Below are 15,867 nucleotides of genomic sequence, written 5' to 3' on the forward strand. Positions count from 1 at the left end.
GACCACCCCGGTGAGCCGCCCCGTGCTGGCCCTCGTCGCCTCCGCCGCCGGCGGGGTGGAGCGGTGGCTCGTCGACGAACTCGCCCGACCCCTGGCTGACCGGGGCTGGCGCCTGGCCATCACCCTCACCCCGACCGCGGCCCGCTGGCTCGAACCACGACTGCCGGACCTGGCCGCGACCACCGACCTGCCCGTCCGCTGGACCTCGCGCCTGCCCACCGAGCCGAAACCGCACCCGGTCCCCGACGCGTTCGCCTTTGCGCCCGCCACCTCGAACTCGCTGGCCAAGCTGGCCCTGGGCCTGGGCGACAACCAGGCGATCACCGCCCTCTGCGAGGGCCTGGGCCGGCGCGCGCCGCTGGTGGTCATGCCGCGGGTGTCGGCCGACCAGTCCGCGCATCCCGCGTTCGGCGGTCACCTGGACGTGTTGATCTCCGCCGGGGTGGTGCTGGCCACAGATCCCGGTGCGGTGGTGCGTGAACTGGACCGCGTCGTGCCGTTCGGCCTTTTCCGCAAAAATGGTGATAACACGCCCTGACCGATGAATTGACAGCCCGTCAAGACACGTAGCAGGCTTGATTGTGTCGAAATCGTACGGACGGGATCGTGAACGAACTTCGGTTCTCCGCTTCCTGTCCGAACCCGGTGGCCTGCTGGCCATCGACGGCCCGCCGTGCGCCGGCAAGACGCTCCTGCTGGAGGAGGCGGTCGAGGCCGCCCGCGACCTGGGCTACGCCGTCGCCCTGGTCCCCGGCGAGCGGCTGGCGACCTCCGCCGACCTGTGCCGGGCCCTGGAGCAGGACGCCGCCACGCGTCCGCTGATCGCCGTCGACCACGCGCACCGGGACCCGGCCGCCCTGCTCGCCCTGCTGCCGAGGCTGCGCGGGCGCCCGGTCACCGCGCTGCTCGCCCTGACCGGCGCGGTGGCGGGCCCGGAGGTGCGGTGCGCCCTGGCCGAGCGGGGCGACGTGCTCACCCTCGGGCCGGTGGACGACGCCGTGGCCGAGCGGCTGGTCCGCGCGCTGCTGGGCGCCGCGCCCGATCCCGCGCTGACCGCCCTCGTCGCGACGGCGGGCGGCAACCCGCGCCTGATCGCCGACCTGGTCCTGGGCCTGCGCGAGGAGGACCTGCTGGAGGTCCGCGCCGGCGTGGCCGGGCTGTGCGAAGACCGGCCACGTGGGGACTGGCCGCGCGAGAACTGGCCGCGTGGGGACTGGCCGCGTGGGGACTGGCCGCACGAGGACCAGCCCCGCGAGGACTGGCCGCGCGAAGACCGACCCCGCGAAGACCGGTTGCCGCGCCGGGTGCTGGACCTGGTGGGCGGCCGGGTCGAGGCCCTGCCGCCCGGCGCGGCCCGGCTGGTGCGGGCCGCCGCCGTGGTGGGCCGGTCGTTCCTGCTGCGCGAGGTGGCCGCGGTCGTCGAGGAGGACACCGCCGCGCTGCTGCCGGCCGCCGACCGGGCGGTCTCCTCCGGCCTGGTGGTGTGCGCCGACGAGCGGTGGGAGTTCGACTCGGACCTGGTGCGGCGCGCGGTGCTCGGGTCGACCCCCGCGCCGGTCCTGCACGCCCCGCGCCACGCCACGCCCGTCCCGCGCGCCGACCTGAACGACCGCGCCGACCGGGACGACCATGCCGACCGGGACGACCATGCCGACCGGGACGACCATGCCGACCGGGACGACAGGTCGACACCCGTCGCCGACGAGGACCGCGGCGCGGACGCCGTGCACGGGGTCCGCGCGCTGGCCGCCGGCGGCCGCCTCGGCGCGGCCATCGCCCTGGCCCGGGACAGCCTGGGCCGCCGGCCGGGTCCCGCCGCGGCCGCCGAGCTGCACGTCGTGCTGGCGGGCATCCTGCTCGCCGACGGCCGCCCGTCCGACGCGGCGGCCGAGTTGGAGCACGTGGTGGTCATGCCGGACGCGCCGGAGCCGCTGCGGCGGCTGGCCTCGGCGGGCAGGCTGCTGGCGCTGTACTTCTCCACCGGTTCCCGCGCGGGCGCGCACGCCCTGTCGGTGCTGACCGCGCGCGACCGCGAGGCCAGCGACGCGGACGTGGTGATGGCGGCGACCGTCCACTCCTGCCTGGAGTGGAGGGCGGGCAACCTCGCCGAGAGCCTCTACTGGGGCCGCCAGTCGACCCGCTGGGAGCTGGACCGCCCCACCGCGTGGTGGCAGTCGCAATCGGCGGTGTCGTTCGCGCTGAAGCTGTCGGCGCTCGGCGAGTTCGCCGACGCCGAACGCCTGGTGCGCGGTGACGGCCCGGACGAGGACGACGCGGTCACCAGCGGCGCGCCCGCCGCCCGCGCCATCGCCCGCGCCCGCGTGCTCACCCAGGCCGGGCGGCTGGACCAGGCCCGCGCGGCGGCCCGGAAGGGCCTGCTCACGGCCCGCGACCGGGGCCTGCGGCTGCTCGTCCCGCTCGCCTCCACGGTGCTGGCCACGGTGGCGCTGCACCGGGGCGAGGTCGTGGCGGCGGCCGAGCACGTGCGCCGCTACCGGGCCGACCTGGTCGCGGGCGAGGCGGTGCTGCACTCCGGCCAGTACGACTGGGTGGAGCTGCTGCTCACCCACGCCCAGGGCGGCCCCGGACCGGCCGTCGAGCGGGCCCGCGAGCGCGTGGCCGACCCCGACGCCACGCGGCGGATGCTCGTGGAGGAGCCGGGCGCGGCGGCGTGGCTGGTGCGGCTCGCGCTGGCCGCCGACGACGTCGAGCTGGCCCGCGCCGCGGTGGCCGCGGCGCGGGAGCTGGCCGCGGCCAACCCCGGCATCGCCACGGTCTCGGTGGCCGCCGCCCACGCGCGGGCCGTGCTGGACCACGACGTGGAGGAGCTGCTGGTGGTCGCCGGGCGGCACCACCACCCGTGGGCGAAGGCCAACGCCAACGAGGACCTGGCGGTGCTGCTGGCCGAGGCCGGGCACGAGGGCCGGGCCGCCGCGCACACCGCGCTGGCGCTGCGGATCTTCGAGCGGATGGGCGCGGAGGGCGAGGCGGCGAGGCTGCGCCGGGGCGCCGGGCCCGCGCTCGGGGGCGGCGCGGACTGGCAGCGGCTGTCCGAGCCGGAACGCGACATCGCCCGGCTGGTGGGCGCGGGGCTGACCAACCGGCAGGTCGCCAAGCAGCTCTACCTGTCCCCGCACACGGTGAACTACCACCTGCGGGGCATCTTCAGGAAGCTCGGCATCAGCTCACGCGTCGAACTCGCCCGCCTGGCCCACGAGCAGGAGACCTCGAAGGCGTGAGCCACCGAACCGGGCTCACGCCCCGAGCGCGTCCGACACCCCGCCCCCGCCGAGCAGGAAGCACACCTCGTCCACCACCCGCCGCACGTCCGCCGGCGCCACCACCGCGCAGTGCACGCCGCCGGCCGCGACCTCCACGGCCAGGCACTCGGCGTAGGCGACGGCCGCCGCCCGCGACGCCGCGTAGGCCGCCACCCCGGGCCGGGGCGCCGCCACCGCGTGCGCGGGCACCACCACGATCCGACCGCGCCCCCGCCCGACCATGCGCGTGGCCACGGACCGGCAGGTGTTGAACACCCCGGTCGCGTTCACCGCGAGGCTCACCGACCAGTCCTGGTCGGTGATCGACAGCGCGGGGCCCAGCCGCAGCGCGCCCGCCATCGCCACCAGCGCGTCCACCGGCCCGAACTCGCGCTCCACCTGGTCCACCAGCGCGTCCACGGCGTCGCTCGACGTCACGTCGATCTGCCGCCCGGCCACCAGCAGCCCCTCGTCGCGCAGCCGCTCGACCAGGTCGGCCAGCCGCGGCCCGTCACCGTCGACGGCCGCCACCAGCGCGCTCCGCCGGGCCAGCGCCTCCACCACCTCGCCGCCGAGCCGCGAACCCGCGCCGGTGACCAGCGCGACGCGGCGGCGGAATTCCGCATTCATCCAAACGCTCCCCAGTACCTGCCCCGCACCTGAACGTAATAGCCCGCGCGCGACAGGGGAACTACCCGCGTGAGTAGTCGGGAATGGACGGGCCGGTGGTGAATACCGGGGAACGGGCAGTGGCCCGGAACACCGGTCCCGGACGGGTCGACCGGGAGGCGGAAGCCTAGACTCCCGAGCCGTGGTCCACCAGCCGATGATCGCGCCGAGCATCCTGTCCGCCGACTTCGCCCGCCTCGCGGACGAGGCCGCCGCCGTGACGGGCGCCGACTGGCTGCACGTGGACGTGATGGACGCCCACTTCGTGCCCAACCTCACCATCGGCCTGCCGGTGGTGAAGGCGCTGCGCGGGGCGACCGACATCCCGCTGGACTGCCACCTGATGATCGAGGACCCGGACCGCTGGGCCACCGGGTACGCCGAGGCGGGCGCCCACAACGTGACCGTGCACGTCGAGGCCGCGAAGGACCCGGTGCGGCTGGCCAAGGACCTGCGCGCGGCGGGCGCCAGGGCGGGCCTGTCGCTCAAGCCCGGCACCCCGCTGGAACCGCACCTGGACGTGCTCAAGCACTACGACACCCTGCTGGTGATGTCGGTCGAGCCCGGGTTCGGCGGGCAGCGGTTCATGGCCGAGGTGCTCGACAAGGTGCGCACCGCGCGCCGCCTGGTCGACACCGGCCACCTCAGGCTCGTCGTGGAGATCGACGGCGGGATCAACGCCGACACCATCGGGCAAGCCGCCGAGGCGGGCGTGGACTGCTTCGTCGCGGGTTCCGCGATCTACGACGCGGCCGACCCCGGCGCGGCCCTGGAGCGGCTGCGCGAGCGGGCGGCCCGCGCCCGGTGAACCTGGACGAGGCGATGGCGCGGGCCATCGCGGCGAGCGAGCGGGTGCGGGGCACCACCAGCCCGAACCCGCCGGTCGGCTGCGTGGTCCTGGACGCCGCCGGCGAGCCGGTCGGGGAGGGCGCGACCAGGCCGCCCGGCCAGGCCCACGCCGAGGTCGTCGCCCTCGCCCGCGCCGGTGACCGGGCCCGGGGCGGCACGGCCGTGGTCACCCTGGAGCCGTGCAACCACCACGGCCGCACCCCGCCGTGCGTCGACGCGCTGCTGGCCGCGGGCGTCGCGCGGGTCGTGCACGCCGCGGCCGACCCGAACCCGCGGGCGGGCGGGGGAGCGGAGGCGCTGCGCGCCGCCGGGGTGGCCGTCGAGTCCGGCCTGCTGGCGGAGGAGGTGGCGCGCGGCCCGCTGCGCGCCTGGCTGCACTTCGCCCGCACCGGTCGCCCGCACGTGACCTGGAAGTACGCGGCCACCCTCGACGGCCGGGTCGCCGCCGCCGACGGCACCAGCCGCTGGATCAGCTCCGAGAGCTCCCGCGCCGAGGTGCACGACCTGCGCGCCAGGGTGGACGCGATCGTGGTCGGCGCCGGCACGGTCCGCGTCGACGACCCCGGGCTGACCGCGCGCGGCCCCGGCGCGACCCGCCAACCGCTGCGGGTCGTGGTCGGCACCGGCGACCTGCCGCCGGGCGCCCGGGTCCTGGACGACGCGGCGGAGACCGCGCACCTGCGCACCCGCGACCCCGACGCGGTGCTCGCCGAACTCGCCCGGCGCGGCGTCGTGGACGTGCTGCTGGAGGGCGGGCCTACCCTGGCGGGTGCGTTCACGGCCGCGCGCCGCGTCGACCGGGTGCTCGCCTACCTCGCCCCGAAGTTCCTGGGCGACGGTGCTCCCGCACTGCGGGACGCCGGGGTGTCGACGATCACCGACGCGGTCGGGCTGGTCGTGGAGCAGGTCAGTATGTGCGGGCCGGACGTGCGGATCTCCGCCGTCCCCGGCCGCTAGAGGAGGACACTGGTGTTCACCGGGATCGTCGAGGAGTTGGGTGAGGTCGTCGCGGTGGTCGACCTGCCGGACGCGGCGCGCGTCACCATCGCGGGCCCGCTGGTGACCGGCGACGCGAAGCACGGCGATTCCATCGCGGTGAACGGCGTCTGCCTCACCGTCGTGGACGTCGAGGGCGGCGCGTTCACCGCGGACGTGATGCGCGAGACGCTGAACCGCTCCAGCCTGGCCAAGGTCGCCTCGGGGGACCGGGTCAACCTGGAGCGCGCCGCCGCCGTCGGGCAGCGGCTGGGCGGGCACATCGTGCAGGGCCACGTGGACGGCACGGGCACCGTGCTGGCGCGGGAGAGGGCCGAGCACTGGGAGGTCGTCCACCTCGGCCTGCCGCCGCGGCTGGCGCGGTACGTGGTGGAGAAGGGCTCGATCACCGTGGACGGGGTGTCGCTGACCGTGGTGTCGGCGCTCGACGACTCGTTCACCGTCAGCCTCATCCCGACCACGCTGGAGCTGACCACGCTCGGCCGGCGCGTGCCGGGCGACACCGTGAACCTGGAGGTGGACGTCCTGGCGAAGTACGTGGAACGGCTCGCCCTGCCCCACCTGCGGGAGCGGTCCGACGTCGAGGGGGAGCGGTGAGGGACTTCGCCGACATAGAGCGGGCCGTGGCGGACATCGCCGCGGGCCGGCCGGTGGTCGTGGTGGACGACGAGGACCGCGAGAACGAGGGCGACCTGATCTTCGCCGCGGAGAAGTCCACGCCGGAGCTGCTGGCGTTCATGGTCCGCTACACGTCCGGGTACGTGTGCGTGGCGCTCACCGAGGCCGACTGCGACCGGCTCGACCTGCCGCCGATGTACCACACGAACCAGGACCAGCGCGGCACCGCGTACACGGTGACCGTCGACGCCCGTGAGGGCGTGTCCACGGGCATCTCGGCCGCGGACCGGGCGCACACCATGCGCCTGCTGGCCGACCCGGAGTCCACCGCCAAGCACTTCACCCGGCCCGGTCACGTGGTGCCGCTGCGGGCCCGCGACGGCGGCGTGCTGCGCCGCGCCGGGCACACCGAGGCCGCCGTGGACCTGGCCCGGATGGCGGGGCTCGCGCCGGCGGGCGTGCTGTGCGAGATCGTGTCGCAGAAGGACGAGGGCGACATGGCGCGGCGCGAGGAGCTGGAGGTGTTCGCCTCCGACCACGACCTCGCGCTGATCAGCATCGCGGACCTGATCGCCTACCGGCGGCGGGTGGAGACGCAGGTGGAGCGGGTCGCGGAGGCTCGCATCCCCACCGCGCACGGTACGTTCACCGCGGTCGGTTTCGACAGCAGGCTGGACGGCATCGAGCACATCGCGATGGTCTACGGCGAGCTCGGCGACGGCGAGGACGTGCTGGTGCGGGTGCACTCGGAGTGCCTGACCGGCGACGTGTTCGGCTCGCTGCGCTGCGACTGCGGCCCGCAGCTCGACGCGGCGCTGGAGGCGGTCGCGGCGCAGGGCCGCGGCGTCGTGCTCTACATGCGCGGGCACGAGGGCCGGGGCATCGGCCTGATGCACAAGCTCCAGGCTTACCAGCTCCAGGACCACGGCGCGGACACCGTGGACGCGAACCTCGGCCTGGGCCTGCCCGCCGACGCGCGCGACTACGGCACCGGCGCGCAGATCCTGTGCTCGCTGGGCGTGAAGTCGATGCGGCTGCTGACCAACAACCCGGCCAAGCGGGTGGGTCTGGAGGGCTACGGGCTGCGCGTGCTCGACCGCGTGCCCCTGCCGATCTCGCCCAACCCGGAGAACCTGCGGTACCTGCGCACCAAGCGCGACCGGATGGGCCACGAGCTGCACCAGCTGGAGCAGTACGAGGCGCTGGCCCAGGGCGGCGCGGTGGTGTCCACCACGGAAGGAGCGGAATGAGCGGCGAAGGGCGGCCCGAGGGCGATGTCCCGGACGCGGCGGGGCTGACGCTGGCGGTCGTGGCCACGCGGTGGCACGCGAGGATCACCGACAACCTGGTCGCGCGGGCGCTGGAGGCGGCCTCCCGGGCCGGCGTGGCGTCGCCGACCGTGACGCGGGTCGCCGGCGCCGTCGAGCTGCCGGTGGTGGCGCAGGAGCTGGCCCGCACCCACGACGCGGTGGTGGCGCTGGGCGTGGTGGTCCGGGGCGGCACGCCGCACTTCGAGTACGTGTGCGACGCGGTGACCGCCGGGCTGACCAGGGTGGCGCTGGACTCGTCGACCCCGGTCGGCAACGGCGTGCTCACCGCGAACGACGAGCAGCAGGCCCTCGACCGCGCCGGGTTCCCGGACTCGGTGGAGGACAAGGGCTTCGAGGCGTGCGTGGCGGCGCTGGACACGGCCCTCGTGCTGCGCGGGCTGCGAGCGGGCTCGTGAGGACCGCCGTGGCCGCCGTCGAGTTCCGCCCGAAGAAGATCCGCCTGGTGGCCGGCGCCTGCGCGGTGTTCCTGGTCGCCGTGTTCACCGTGGTCGGACTGCTGCTGGGCGACACACCCACCGGCGTCATCTTCCGCACCTCCGACCAGGTGGCGATGGTCTGCCTGGGCGTCCTGCTGGCCTGCGGCGTCCTGCTGCTGACCCGCCCGCGCGTGCGCGCCGACGCCGAGGGCGTCGAGGTCCGCAACGTGATCACCGCCCACCGCTTCGCCTGGCACGACGTCCTGCACGTCTCGTTCCCCGACGGCGCCTCCTGGGCCCGCCTGGAACTCCCGGACGACGAGTACGTGTCGGTCATGGCCATCCAGGCGGTGGACCGCGACCACGCCGTCACCGCCGTACGCACCCTGCGCGACCTGCACCGCACAGCCACCCCACCGGGTGACCCCGAACGCTGAACTCGGGTGTCCTGAACGTACGACACGCCGGGCCGCACCGTACGACTCGCGCGAGTCGTACGTCCAGACCCCGCGAGTCGTACGTTCAGACCTTGCGTGTCGTACGTTCAGGACCCGCGAGTCGAACGTTCGGGACGACCGTGTCGAACGTTCGGGACGACCGTGTTCTGCGTTCGGGTGTTGGGACCCGCCGATCGGCGTGGTGCTGTTGGCGGAGCCGGTGTGGGCCATCGGCGGCTTGTCCGGGTCCGGGGGCCTGCCTAGGTTCGGGTGACCACGAACCCCGGGGGGCCGCTCATGCGCAGACGTTCACTCATCACCGGTGCCGCGGCGGTGGCGGGGGCGGTCACGCTCGGCCTCAACCCGGCCGCGCGCGCCCAGCGGCCCGGCGCGTCCGGCCTGCCCGACCTCGGCCTGGGTGACCACCCCGTGGTGGGGCGGGCGCGGTCGCGCAAGGCGATGGAGCACCTGCGGGTGCTCAGCGAGCGCATCGGGCCGCGCATCGGCGGCCTGGAGTCCGAGCACCGCGCCCGCGACTACCTCGCCGACGTCCTGCGCGACTTGCGCTACCGGGTGACGCTCCAGCCGTTCCCGGCACCCGACAAGTACCTGTCCACGCTCAAGGTCGGCCGGAGCACCTGGAGCGCGGGCGCGTCCCGCTTCGGCGCCCTCGGCGTCACCGCGTCCGGCCCGGTGGTGGACCTCGACAACGGCGCGTCCCTGCCCGCCGACCTCACCGGCAAGGTCGTCCTGCTGGTCAACGTGCCCGCCGGCGCCACCACGGTGCTCGACGTGGTCCGCCTGGGCGCGGCGGCCGTGCTGATCGGCCGGGTGTCGACCCCGCCCGCGGGCAAGACCGGCGCGTTCTCGCCCACCCTCACCGAGAACGTGGCCGTGCCGGTGCTGGGCATCGCCCAGGTGCACGTGGAGCGGCTGCGCGCCGCGGGCCCGGTCCGCGTCACCGTCGCCACCACCCACCACACCAACCTGACCTCGTACAACGTCATCGCCGACCGGCCCGCCACGTTCCCCGGCGGCCCCGACCACGGCGTGGTCATGGTCACCGCCCACTACGACAGCGTGCCCGGCTCGCCCGGCGCCAACGACGACGGCAGCGGCACCGTCCTGGCCCTCGAACTGGCCCGCGTCCTGCGCTACCTGCCGACCCACCGGGCGCTGCGCTTCGCGCTGTGGGGCTCGGAGGAGCAGGGCCTCATCGGCTCCCGCTACTACGTCAACCAGCTCACCGACGCCGAGGCCGGCCGCATCGCGGGCGTCTTCCAGAACGACATGGTCGCCACCAGCCACGGCCCGGCCACCGCCTACTGGCTGCTGTCGGTCGACGGCGGCGACAACGCCACCACCGCCCAGGTCGCCGCGGCCGCCACCCGCCTGGGTTACGGCGGGCGCGTGCACGGCCCGGTGCCGCGCGGCAGCAGCGACCACGTCCCGTTCCACGAGCGGGGGATCGCCTCGGCGAACTTCAGCTGGCGCGGCGAGGGCGGCCCGCACGAGCTGGAGCCGCTCTACCACACCCCGGAGGACACGATCGAGCAGAACGTGAGCACCGAACGCCTCCAGGTCTCCCTGGAGCTGATCGGAGCCGCCTCCTACCGCCTGGCCCGCACGCGCCCCTGATCCCGGGATGTGGACGAAACCCGTCCACGTCGACGGCCCGTGAGCGATGCTGGTCCGCGTGGCCACGTACGAAGACCTGACCCCCTACGAGTACCTGACCCCGGACGAGGGAACCGGCCGGCTGGTCAACGTCGGCTGGCTGGGCCGCGGCTCGCGGTTCGGGGTCGGCGCGCCGGAACCCGGGCTGGTCGAGGCGCTGCTCACCCTGGCCGCGTTCCGCCGGGCCCACGTGACCAGGGGCCACCACCTGTGCGAGCTGTGCGAACGGCACCCGGGGCAGGACGCGCTCCGGGTGCCGTTCGAACCGGCGGAGGGCGGCGAGGTGTCCCTGGGCAACGGGGAGGTCCACGTCCCCGGTCCGGGCGGGTTCGTCTACGCCGCGCCGACCCTGGTGGCCCACTACGTCGACCGCCACGGCTACCGCCCGCCCGCCGACTTCTCGTGGAACGCGATCGCGGCCGCCAAGGCCCACATCTCGACCTGGGAGAAGGCCAAGCGGACCCTGCCGGTCGGCGCGGCCGTGCACGGCGAGGTCGTGGAGAGGTGGACCTCCGGCCTGGTCGTCTCGACGCGGGCGTGCCCCGGGGCCGAGGGTTTCGTGCCCGCGGAGCTGTACCGCCCGGACGGCGCCGCGGTGGCCCCGAAGGACTTCCCGCGCGACGGCGACCCGGTCGAGGCGGTGGTGACCGGCCACGCCGAACGCGGGCGCCGCATCCTGCTGCGGGTCGGCCCCGCCTAGGTCCGGCCGGGTCCGTCCCAGATCCGGCCCGGGTCCGGCCCAGGACCCGCTAGACCCGGTCGCCGGCGGCGCGCGCCAACCGCCCGGCCAGCGCCCGGAGGTGCCCCCTGAGCTCCTCCGGGCTCTCCACCTCGAAGTCCACCCCGATCATCGCGATCCACGGGCCCAGCTCCTCCAGCGACGGCGCGCCGACGGTCAGCCTGGTCCGCTCCCCGTCGATCCGCTCCAGGTGCACCGACGTGTAGGACGTCCGCTCCGCCACCACCTCGTAGGGCGCGTGCACGATCAACCGGGCCTCGTGCGGGTAGGGGGCCACCGACAGCTGCCGCGACACGTACGAGGCGAGGTCCTCCTCGGGCGGCTCGCGCGGCGTGAACCGGGCGCCCGACGTCGGCTCGGCCCCGATCCGGTCCACCCGGAAGGTCCGCCAGTCGTCCCGGTCGACGTCCCACGCCACCAGGTACCAGCGCCGCCCGGTGTGGGCCAGGCCCAGCGGCTCCACGTGCCGGTTGGTGGCGTCGCCCTCCCGACCGGAGTACGGGAACCGCAGCCGCTGGTGATCCCGGCACGCGCCGGCGATCGCGGTCAGCGTCGCCGGGTCGACCCGCGTCACGCTCGGCGCGAGGGACACCGTGTGCGCCTGGAGCGCGTTGACCCGCCGCCGCAGCCGCGACGGCAGCACCTGCTCCAGCTTCGCCAGCGCCCGCACCGAGGTCTCCTCGATGCCCGACACCGTGCCGTTGGCCGCCGTGCGCAACCCGACGGCCACCGCCACGGCCTCGTCGTCGTCGAGCAGCAGCGGCGGCAGTTCGGCGCCCGCGCCCAGCTGGTACCCGCCGGCCACGCCCGGCGCGGCGTTCACCGGGTAGCCGAGGTTGCGCAGCTTGTCCACGTCCCGGCGCACGGTGCGGACGTCGACGTCGAGCCGCCGCGCCAGTTCGGCCCCGGTCCAGTCGCGGCGGACCTGGAGCAGCGACAGCAGCTTGAGCAGGCGGGCGGAGGTCTGCAGCACACCACGCAGTGTGCCGGCCATCACGGACAACCACCGTCCGCTATTCCGCCCCGCCCGCCCGGCTGCTCCACCCGGCCCGCTACGCCCGCCGGGCCCCCTCCGGCCACACGACCACGACCGGCACGCCCGACGCCCGCGCCGTCTCCACCACGTCCGCGGTGCCGCCGCGCCCGTCGGGCGGCTGCCCGTCCCACACCGCGATCAGCAGCTCCACCGACGCGAGCATCCGCTCGTTGGCCATCACGTACGCGTGCCGCCCGGACAGCTCGTTGGGCAGCACGCTCACCACGTGCGCCCGCGCCAGCAGCTCGTCGTAGGCGGCCCGCTTCTCCGGTTTGAGCCGGTCCCGGTAGTCCGCGGCGGGCAGCACGACCTCCACCCGCCCGCCGAGGTCCAGCACCACCCGCGCGAACAGCTGGTCCGCGCCCGGCGCCAGGCAGGTCACCCCCACCAGGGATGACCCGCCCGCCGCCTCGGCCTCCAACGCCGCCCGGATCGCCGCCCGAACGGCATCGACGCATTCGGGCACCAGTTTGCTGTGCCCCGTCACACCCACCCGCATCACTAGGCCGTCCGCAGTCCCCTGATCGCTTCCCGCGTGTCGCGCACCACGGCCAGGTCGCGGTGCATCTCGGCTTCCTTGGCGAAGTCCTGGAGCTTGCGCACCACCCGCCCGGACGCCAGTCCCGCCGCCTTCGGCAGCACCTGCTGGATCAGCGCGCACGCCTCCTCGGGTTCACCCGCCACCATCTTCGTGCGGGCCAGCCCGATCACGTCGAACGCCCGGTTGCGCACCCGCGACGGGTCGCGCAGGCTCAGCGCCCGCCGGATGTGCAGCTCGGCCTTCGGCGCCTGGGACGGGTCGTGCCTGGCCAGGTCGCGCATCCGCGCCCCGATGACGCCCTCCATCTCGGCCTCGTCGAAGCTGTCCAGCCACCACGGGTCGCCGTCGGGCCGCCGCTGGGCGAAGCTGTCCTGCGCCTGCCCGACCGCCCGGTGGAACTCCCGCACCCGGCCCATCTGCGCGTACGCCCACGCCTCCCGCGTCTGCAACAGCGCCTGCAACGTCGGCGTGGCGGTGCGCCTGGTGCCGTACTGGGCCAGCTGCACCAGCTCCAGGCCGTCCTCCGAACGGCCCAGGTCGAACATCTGCCTCGCCATCGCCGCCAGGCACAGCGCCGCGAACGGGTCGTTGCGCCCGGCCTTGGCCATGCGCACGCCCAGCACGTAGTACCGCTGCGCGGCGTCGTGCATACCCGCGTCCCACGACATGCTCGCCGCCACCTTGGACAGCTCCGCGCCGATGAAGAAGGCCCGCTCCGTGGTCGGGCCCGCCGGCGCGCGCGACAGCCGCTCGGCCAGTTCCTCCAACTGCCCGAGCACCGCCTTGCGCGCCAGCCCGTACCCGCCTCGTCCGCCCCACCCGCGCAGCCCGTCGGCGACGTGCTGCAACGCCGCCAACTCCTCCTCGCTGATCGCCGCGCTGGACGACCACCGGGACAGGGGCTGCAAGGGGTGGAGCCACCGCTGCAACGGCTCGACCAGGGAGGGACCCATTGCCACCGCGGCAGCTCCGGTGAGCGCCGCTCGTCTGCTGATCGCCAAGTCGTTCCTCGCCGTCTCCTCGACCGATCTGGCTATGCTCGACGCGTCCCACGCCGCGGCGAGCACATCGGGCGGGACCCCGTGATCGGGGCCCGCCTGGCTTGGGATTCCGACGCGGTCGAACCACAGCCGGTCGCCGGGGACGCCGAGCACCCGCGCGAAGTGGCGCAGGCGGTCGATCCGGTCGATCGGGTTCTCACCGGTCTCGTACCGCGAAAGCTGTGCCTGGGAGATCCCCAGCCAGGACGCCATGCGGTCCTGGGTGACGCGGCTGACGTGCTGGGGGTGGTGCCGGTAGGCGGCGAGGAGCGCTCCCATGTTCCGGTCGGAGAACGCGGCAGCCATCGCCTCGTGGTCCCAGAAGTCCCCCGGGACGCGGGGTGGTCCGTGGAGCTCGACGCGCGCGGTGCGCCGGCAGCGCTGGCAGAGCTGGTCGGTGTTGTCAGCGGCGACCAACGCCCCGCACGACGGACATGCGCGCCTGGTGGTGGGTGCTCTGGTGGCTTTCCGGTCCATGGCTCGCTCCCGTCACTGAGCGTGGTCAACAGTGTATAGAGATGTGATCGCGAGTCCATGCATTTCGTGCATATGGCGAAGTCGGCCCCCTGCCGGGGACCCGGTGACGCCGGGTGGTGGATGAACGGGATACGGCCGGTGCATGGATCCCAACCGAGGCCGGTGTGGTGGGGGCCGCCCCGCGGCCGGACCCTTCGGGGTGTGCAGGAGCCGGGACGACCTCACGGCGCCGCACCCCGTCCGCTCCACCCGACCGGGAGGAACGCACCGATGAGGGTCACCACCGCCACCACCGCCGACAACACCCCGCGACTGGGGCCCCGCGACCGCGCGCACCAGCAGGCGCTGGGTGAGGCCATCGCGGGCTACCGGCTGCTGGGCTGGAAGGTGTCCGTCACCGAGCAGGGCGTCTTCCTGCCGCTCGGGCCGGCCACCACCGCCCTGGCCATGCCCGCCCGGATCGGGTCCCGGGTGCTGGCCGACCTGAAGGCCCGGATGCTGGCGGGCCCGGTCACGGTGATCCCCGGGCCGCGGGAGCACTGGATCTTCCTCGCCGAACTGGTGGCGCTGCTGCCCACGCACCTGAAGGCGCCGGCGGAGGTCCAGTTCGTCCGCTCGCCGCAGCGCATCGCCCTGCCGCCGACCATGACCCGGTACGGCTCGCTGAGGTGGGCGAACCCGCCGTCGCACTCGCGCCACTGGTTCCCGCCGTTCACCGCGGTGCTGGCGCTGGCCCGGACCGCGGTGGCGCAGGACCGCTGAGCCGCCGGGCTGCCGGGTCGCCGAGCTGCCGGGCTGTCGAGTCGCCGGGCCGGAACCGCCGAACTCCGGCCGCCGGGACGTCGGGGCACCGCTGCGGGGGGTGCTTCGACCGCCGGTGGCCGGGGCGCCGGGCCCCGGACCTCCGCACCCGGCGGGCGGTCCCGGGCGCCGGCCCCCCCCCCCTTCCGCCCCCCGCTCCACCCCGCCCCCCTCAGCCCCGCCCCCCTCAGGGCAGCACGAGCCCGGAGGGCTTGCGCCGCACGTGGACGCGATAACCCACCTCGAACGCCAACCCGGGGGTCTCCGCGAGGGCCCGCTCCGCCACCCCGCCGGAGAACTCGATCCGCAGCACCGCCTCCAGGTCCGCCCGCCGCTCGAACCGCCACAGCGCCCGCACCCGCCGCAGCGAGAACCCCTGGTCGGCGAAGAACCGCTCCACCTCGGCCGGGTCGTAGCGGGGCTCGTCCGCGCGCAACCACGGCCCGTAGGGCTCGGCCAGGCCGTCGAGGTCCACCACCGCCACCGCGCCGCCGGGCCGCAGCACCCGGTCCGCCTCGCGCAGGCCGGGTTCGCAGCCGGGACCGAAGAAGTAGGCCGTGCGGGCGTGCACGAGGTCGGCGCTCGCGTCGCGCAGCGGCAGCCGCTGGGCGGGGCCGGCGACGACCTCGACGTTCGGCACGTCGGCCACGCGGGCCCGCGCACGTGCCACCAACGGGGAATGCGGCTCCACGCCGATCACCGAGCGCGCCCGAGCGGCGAACACCGGCAGGTGGAACCCGTCGCCGCAGCCCACGTCGACCACGTCCCGACCGGCCCAGTCGCACTCCTCGCGCAGCGCGGCCCAGATCGCGCCGCCCACGTCCTGCGCGCGGTTCTCGACCTCGTAGACCTCGGGCCAGTGCCAGATGTTCGGGCTCGGCAGCACGTCCGCCGGGCGGACCGCGGCCAGGGCCGCGCGGACGAATCCCTTCACGGGACGACTCTAGAGCCGTAGCGTGGCCGAATCCTCGGTTACCAGG

General features: G+C 75.1%; 16 protein-coding genes. 11 read left to right on the top strand and 5 right to left on the bottom strand.

The genetic code is table 11. The annotated features are described in order from the left end of the window. Nucleotides 1-10 precede the first annotated feature (10 nt). A complete protein-coding gene (locus ACFP3R_RS04795) occupies nucleotides 11-538 on the top strand; it encodes a flavoprotein (RefSeq protein WP_380633198.1) in 528 nt (175 codons plus the stop codon). Between the two features lie 43 nt (nucleotides 539-581). Beyond that, nucleotides 582-3,239, top strand: a complete 2,658-nt coding sequence (locus ACFP3R_RS04800) for a helix-turn-helix transcriptional regulator (protein ID WP_380633200.1) — start codon at nucleotides 582-584, stop codon at nucleotides 3,237-3,239. Nucleotides 3,240-3,254: 15 nt separating this feature from the next. On the opposite strand, the gene ACFP3R_RS04805 is transcribed toward ACFP3R_RS04800, so the two are convergent. Next, nucleotides 3,255-3,890, bottom strand: coding sequence for an SDR family NAD(P)-dependent oxidoreductase (locus tag ACFP3R_RS04805; RefSeq protein ID WP_380633202.1), 636 nt, complete (start codon nucleotides 3,888-3,890; stop codon nucleotides 3,255-3,257). 196 nt (nucleotides 3,891-4,086) lie between these two features. Between ACFP3R_RS04805 and rpe the strand changes: the two genes are divergently transcribed. The 8 genes from rpe (at nucleotide 4,087) to ACFP3R_RS04845 (ending at nucleotide 10,953) form a co-directional block, all read left to right on the top strand. Continuing rightward, nucleotides 4,087-4,737: a ribulose-phosphate 3-epimerase gene (gene rpe / locus ACFP3R_RS04810; protein WP_465269978.1), complete on the top strand. Its 651-nt coding sequence runs from the start codon at nucleotides 4,087-4,089 to the stop codon at nucleotides 4,735-4,737. 14 nt (nucleotides 4,738-4,751) lie between these two features. After that, the gene (gene ribD / locus ACFP3R_RS04815; RefSeq protein ID WP_380633373.1) at nucleotides 4,752-5,735 is read left to right on the top strand and encodes a bifunctional diaminohydroxyphosphoribosylaminopyrimidine deaminase/5-amino-6-(5-phosphoribosylamino)uracil reductase RibD; all 984 of its coding nucleotides are present in this window, start codon (nucleotides 4,752-4,754) and stop codon (nucleotides 5,733-5,735) included. Between the two features lie 12 nt (nucleotides 5,736-5,747). Further along, a complete protein-coding gene (locus ACFP3R_RS04820; protein ID WP_380633206.1) occupies nucleotides 5,748-6,371 on the top strand; it encodes a riboflavin synthase in 624 nt (207 codons plus the stop codon). Continuing rightward, nucleotides 6,368-7,642 (top strand): bifunctional 3,4-dihydroxy-2-butanone-4-phosphate synthase/GTP cyclohydrolase II, encoded by a 1,275-nt coding sequence (locus ACFP3R_RS04825; protein WP_380633208.1) that lies wholly within the window; start codon nucleotides 6,368-6,370, stop codon nucleotides 7,640-7,642. The genes ACFP3R_RS04820 and ACFP3R_RS04825 overlap by 4 nt, the downstream gene beginning before the upstream one ends. Beyond that, a complete protein-coding gene (gene ribH / locus ACFP3R_RS04830; protein ID WP_380633210.1) occupies nucleotides 7,639-8,118 on the top strand; it encodes a 6,7-dimethyl-8-ribityllumazine synthase in 480 nt (159 codons plus the stop codon). The genes ACFP3R_RS04825 and ribH overlap by 4 nt, the downstream gene beginning before the upstream one ends. A gap of 8 nt (nucleotides 8,119-8,126) precedes the next feature. Continuing rightward, nucleotides 8,127-8,576: a PH domain-containing protein gene (locus ACFP3R_RS04835; protein ID WP_380633375.1), complete on the top strand. Its 450-nt coding sequence runs from the start codon at nucleotides 8,127-8,129 to the stop codon at nucleotides 8,574-8,576. 297 nt (nucleotides 8,577-8,873) lie between these two features. After that, complete coding sequence (locus ACFP3R_RS04840; protein ID WP_380633212.1) at nucleotides 8,874-10,214, top strand: M28 family peptidase; 1,341 nt, start codon at nucleotides 8,874-8,876, stop codon at nucleotides 10,212-10,214. 58 nt (nucleotides 10,215-10,272) lie between these two features. Further along, complete coding sequence (locus ACFP3R_RS04845; RefSeq protein WP_380633215.1) at nucleotides 10,273-10,953, top strand: DUF7919 family protein; 681 nt, start codon at nucleotides 10,273-10,275, stop codon at nucleotides 10,951-10,953. 49 nt (nucleotides 10,954-11,002) lie between these two features. On the opposite strand, the gene ACFP3R_RS04850 is transcribed toward ACFP3R_RS04845, so the two are convergent. From ACFP3R_RS04850 to ACFP3R_RS04860, 3 genes are all read right to left on the bottom strand, one after another. Beyond that, a complete protein-coding gene (locus ACFP3R_RS04850; RefSeq protein ID WP_380633219.1) occupies nucleotides 11,003-11,965 on the bottom strand; it encodes a helix-turn-helix transcriptional regulator in 963 nt (320 codons plus the stop codon). Between the two features lie 79 nt (nucleotides 11,966-12,044). Then, nucleotides 12,045-12,527 carry a hypothetical protein gene (locus tag ACFP3R_RS04855; RefSeq protein ID WP_380633220.1) on the bottom strand — a complete coding sequence of 161 codons (483 nt, stop codon included), beginning with the start codon at nucleotides 12,525-12,527 and terminating at the stop codon, nucleotides 12,045-12,047. A gap of 2 nt (nucleotides 12,528-12,529) precedes the next feature. After that, nucleotides 12,530-14,026 (bottom strand): helix-turn-helix domain-containing protein, encoded by a 1,497-nt coding sequence (locus ACFP3R_RS04860; RefSeq protein WP_380633222.1) that lies wholly within the window; start codon nucleotides 14,024-14,026, stop codon nucleotides 12,530-12,532. Nucleotides 14,027-14,356: 330 nt separating this feature from the next. Between ACFP3R_RS04860 and ACFP3R_RS04865 the strand changes: the two genes are divergently transcribed. Beyond that, nucleotides 14,357-14,848, top strand: a complete 492-nt coding sequence (locus tag ACFP3R_RS04865; RefSeq protein ID WP_380633224.1) for a hypothetical protein — start codon at nucleotides 14,357-14,359, stop codon at nucleotides 14,846-14,848. A 226-nt stretch (nucleotides 14,849-15,074) separates the two neighbouring features. Here the strand turns inward: ACFP3R_RS04865 and ACFP3R_RS04870 are convergent, their stop codons facing one another. Next, nucleotides 15,075-15,821 (bottom strand): class I SAM-dependent methyltransferase, encoded by a 747-nt coding sequence (locus ACFP3R_RS04870; protein WP_380633226.1) that lies wholly within the window; start codon nucleotides 15,819-15,821, stop codon nucleotides 15,075-15,077. Nucleotides 15,822-15,867 lie beyond the last annotated feature (46 nt).

Origin of the sequence: Saccharothrix lopnurensis (assembly GCF_042658445.1) — a bacterium.
In the GTDB taxonomy this organism is placed as follows: domain Bacteria; phylum Actinomycetota; class Actinomycetes; order Mycobacteriales; family Pseudonocardiaceae; genus Actinosynnema; species Actinosynnema lopnurensis.

Bases quoted from the DNA above. Each gene is read 5' to 3' on its own strand.
- rpe (WP_465269978.1), top strand. From the start codon at position 4,087: ATGATCGCGCCGAGCATCCTGTCCGCCGACTTCGCCCGCCTCGCGGAC.
- ACFP3R_RS04865 (WP_380633224.1), top strand. From the start codon at position 14,357: ATGAGGGTCACCACCGCCACCACCGCCGACAACACCCCGCGACTGGGG.
- ACFP3R_RS04855 (WP_380633220.1), bottom strand. From the start codon at position 12,527: ATGCGGGTGGGTGTGACGGGGCACAGCAAACTGGTGCCCGAATGCGTC.
- ribH (WP_380633210.1), top strand. From the start codon at position 7,639: ATGAGCGGCGAAGGGCGGCCCGAGGGCGATGTCCCGGACGCGGCGGGG.
- ACFP3R_RS04840 (WP_380633212.1), top strand. From the start codon at position 8,874: ATGCGCAGACGTTCACTCATCACCGGTGCCGCGGCGGTGGCGGGGGCG.
- ribD (WP_380633373.1), top strand. From the start codon at position 4,752: ATGGCGCGGGCCATCGCGGCGAGCGAGCGGGTGCGGGGCACCACCAGC.
- ACFP3R_RS04805 (WP_380633202.1), bottom strand. From the start codon at position 3,890: ATGAATGCGGAATTCCGCCGCCGCGTCGCGCTGGTCACCGGCGCGGGT.